Here is a 2,765-nt window from a genome sequence, read left to right on the forward strand (position 1 = left end):
GAGGATGAGTTCGATGTTGAGATCCCTGCTGAGGAGCTCGATGACGTAGCTACATTTGAGGACGTACTTAACTACCTTAAGAGCAAGGGTGTTGAGGAGTAATATTGCTAACTGAACAGATTGGACTGTTTTGAATACATTTGTTATTCAAAGTTGTCATGTATCGGACATGACATAACTTTGGTAGCCAGCCAGGACATGAGTCCTGACTGACCATCCAAGGTTATATATATTATATGAGAGTTGATTTACAGCAGATGCTTTGAGCCGTGGGGCTTGATGGCATGTGCTTTTTTTGTGCGTTAATACACCGCCAAATGATGCCGGATTTTCGAGCTCGCTCGAAAAAATCCGGTATCATTTGGCGGTTAAGCGGTACATGAAACACGGAGGCTGACAGGCCGGAGTGTGAATGAAGCGCGGCAGATTGCGGGAGCACGAAGTGCGGAGCAAGCTGAAGTATTAACGCAGTATTAATTCTTGACCTTGCGATTTGCGGAGCCCTGTTCTATAATAAGGGATGGTTGACTTGGCTTCTGGATGTAGCATGAGAGATGGTTGATAAAATCCAGTACAGACAGACATCAATGATATGCGAATGTAAATCAATTACAAAATATAATAAAGGCGGTAAAAAAGAAATGGGTAAGACAGCAGTTATATTCCCAGGTCAGGGCGCACAGTATGTGGGCATGGCAAAGGATTTTTATGACAGTTTTGAGGACAGCAAGAAGGTATTTGACGAGGCAGATGACGTTCTGGATATAGAGCTTAAGAAGATCTGTTTCGAGGAGAACGATGACATCAACAAGACAGAGTACACACAGCCGGCCATGGTTGCTGCAGAGGTTGCCATATATGAGCACCTGAAGAACGCAGGTCTCAAGGCTGATGTATTTGCAGGACTCTCACTCGGTGAGTACAGCGCACTTGTTGCAGCAGGAGCCATGACTCTCGCTGACGGCATCAAGACAGTTAGAAGAAGAGGTATCCTTATGCAGAACGAAGTACCTCTCGGAATGGGCGGAATGGCAGCAGTCATAGCAATGGACGCTGACAAGATTGCCGAGATATGTGAGAACACACCTGGCAAGGTACAGATAGCAAACTACAACTGTCCTGGACAGATCGTTATATCAGGTGAGGCAGAGGCTGTTAAGGCAGCATCAGCAGCACTTGCAGAGGCTGGAGCCAAGAGAGTTATCCCACTTAACGTAAGTGGTCCATTCCACTCACAGATGCTTGTGCCTGCAGGTGAGAAACTTTACGACTTCCTTCAGGGCGTGGATGTTGCAGAGGGATTTGCTCCTTACTACTGCAATGCAGACGCAGAGGAGATCACAGACGCAGCAAAGGTTAAGGAGCTCCTGAAGAGACAGGTGTACTCATCAGTAAGATGGCAGCAGACAATAGAGAACATGATAGCTGACGGTGTTGACACATTTATCGAGGTCGGCCCGGGCAAGACTCTCACAGGCTTCATGAAGAAGATCAACAGAGAGGTAAAGAGTATAAATATTGCAACTGTAGACGATTTAGCGAAATTGGAGGAACTGAATGCTTAAGGATAAGGTAGCAGTAGTAACAGGTGCCGGAAGAGGTATCGGACGTGAGATAGCAAAGACATTTGCCGGATATGGCGCAAAGGTAGTAGTAAACTTCAACGGCTCAGAGGAGCGTGCAAACAGCCTGGTTGAGGAGATCAAGGCAGAAGGCGGAGAGGCAGTGGCTTTCAAGGCAAATGTGGCAGATTTCGCTGAGGCTGAGGCTCTCATGAAGTTTGCAGTCACTACATATGGAAGAATAGACATTCTCGTGAACAATGCGGGAATCACAAGAGACAACCTTGTGCTTGGCATGAAGGAGGCTGATTTCGATGATGTTATCAATATCAATCTCAAGGGTACATTCAACTGTATCAAGCATGTGTACAGAACCATGATGAAGCAGAAGTATGGACGTATCATCAACATGTCATCAGTAGTCGGAATAGAGGGAAATGCAGGTCAGGTGAATTATGCAGCGTCAAAGGCAGGCGTGATCGGCATCACCAAGTCTATAGCAAAGGAGCTTGGAAGCCGTGGAATCACAGCAAATGCCATAGCACCAGGATTTATCAAGACAGACATGACAGATGCACTCTCAGACAAGGCAAAGGAGGCTATGCTTGACCATATCACAGTCAAGAGACTCGGTGAGGTTTCAGATATCGCTGAGACAGCGGCATTTTTGGCTTCAGACAAGGCATCATACATAACAGGCCAGGTCATAAAGGTTGACGGTGGCATGAGCCTGTAGGATATACAGATCACGATCTGGAATAATACAAATAGAAAACAGGGTATCGCAACAATGTTGTGATACCCTGTATCTGTAATATGAACATTATAAAGTTATATTTTATTTCTTGTTCAGTTTGGAGAATTCCTTTGCAAGCCCAAGAAGCTGTGCGTGCTGATGTTCTGTCAACTGGGTTGTATCAATATACTTGGCACTTGAATCATCCCCTTTGAGAAGATAATCAGTGGAGCAGTTGAAATATTCAGCGATGCGGAGAATCATGCTCACAGACGGGTCGATGGAATTGTTCTCCCAATTGCTTATAGTCTGGAATGCCACTGATAACTCCCCTGCAAGCTCTTTCTGTGTCATCTTGTTCGCGGTGCGCAGTGTTCTTAATTGTTCACCTATCATAATAATCAGAGCTCCTTTAAATCCAAAAAAACGTAGTGACCCTCACTAATTAATAATAGCTGAATGGTATT

Annotated in this window: 3 protein-coding genes; 2 read left to right on the forward strand and 1 reads right to left on the reverse strand. The window is 45.2% G+C overall.

Annotation, left to right across the window (positions count from 1 at the left end):
- The first annotated feature begins 641 nt into the window (after positions 1 to 641).
- A complete protein-coding gene (fabD, locus tag CCU_RS10450) occupies positions 642 to 1,565 on the forward strand; it encodes an ACP S-malonyltransferase (RefSeq protein WP_015534623.1) in 924 nt (307 codons plus the stop codon).
- On the forward strand, positions 1,558 to 2,298 hold the full coding sequence (gene fabG / locus CCU_RS10455) for a 3-oxoacyl-[acyl-carrier-protein] reductase (protein WP_004852016.1): 741 nt from the start codon (positions 1,558 to 1,560) through the stop codon (positions 2,296 to 2,298). The genes fabD and fabG overlap by 8 nt, the downstream gene beginning before the upstream one ends.
- Positions 2,299 to 2,400: 102 nt before the next feature.
- Here the strand turns inward: fabG and CCU_RS10460 are convergent, their stop codons facing one another.
- The gene (locus CCU_RS10460; protein WP_015534624.1) at positions 2,401 to 2,694 is read right to left on the reverse strand and encodes a helix-turn-helix domain-containing protein; all 294 of its coding nucleotides are present in this window, start codon (positions 2,692 to 2,694) and stop codon (positions 2,401 to 2,403) included.
- Positions 2,695 to 2,765: the final 71 nt, after the last annotated feature.

This window comes from Coprococcus sp. ART55/1 (assembly GCF_000210595.1).
In the GTDB taxonomy this organism is placed as follows: domain Bacteria; phylum Bacillota; class Clostridia; order Lachnospirales; family Lachnospiraceae; genus Coprococcus; species Coprococcus aceti.